We start from the raw sequence: 733 nt of genomic DNA, 5'->3' as shown, positions 1-733 counted from the left end.
ATCTATAGTTGTGCAATCCTTCAGCCATTGATTTTAGGCAGAAGGATTTGCAGATGCGCGTATTCTGGATTTTTCTTTTTGGTCTCACCGTCGCGGCTTCAGCTACCGACTCTGCGCGGGCACAAGCATCGATTTGTACGACCGATGTCATACCAGTTTGTGCTGTGAAGAAGGACGGATCACGGCAGACCTATTCGAACGCTTGCTGGGCGAAGCTCGACCATGCCCGCGTTCTGCATCCAGGCATGTGCCTTGGACCCATATGTATTTTCAACTTGAATCCCGTCTGTGCAATCGATCCCGTCAAAGGCTATCCGCGCACCTATCCATCCTTGTGCGCCGCCGAGACTGCGAATGCACGATGGGTGCGTGATGGCACGTGCCGATAGGTAAGACGGAGACGACGATGTCGAACGCCAAGCCACGACCCACGGAAGTCATCTTCGAAGGCCTCGGTACGACGCTCGACGAGGCATTGTCTGCGGCCCACGATCAAATTCCGGGAAGGACGGGATTTGATTTTGCGATATCCAAGGTCGTCGAATGGGGAATGCAAAGGGGCGGCATTACCGGCCAGCGATTGATTTGGGTGAAGGTGGTCCAAGACAAGTCCGCAGGATTCAAGACATGAGCGAGGCGCAGCAGGCTGCGCTGAGATCGCAGTGCAGTCTGCCGAGCCCTGCTCTGATGGCGCTACGATGCTGAATGATGCATGCTTTGCGAAGATATGGAT

General features: G+C 54.6%; 1 protein-coding gene. It reads left to right on the top strand.

Annotated features, from left to right (window positions below):
* Positions 1–406: 406 nt before the first annotated feature.
* On the top strand, positions 407–631 hold the full coding sequence (locus AC1DS5_RS24985; RefSeq protein ID WP_184513794.1) for a hypothetical protein: 225 nt from the start codon (positions 407–409) through the stop codon (positions 629–631).
* Positions 632–733 lie beyond the last annotated feature (102 nt).

This window comes from Polaromonas sp. P4_H1, assembly GCF_056400945.1.
Note: the sequence above shows the minus strand (reverse complement) of the source record. Positions and strands in the feature narration are given on the sequence as shown.

What these genes read in the sequence shown, in the direction of transcription:
- AC1DS5_RS24985 (WP_184513794.1), top strand. Translation starts at nt 407, where the DNA reads ATGTCGAACGCCAAGCCACGACCCACGGAAGTCATCTTCGAAGGCCTC.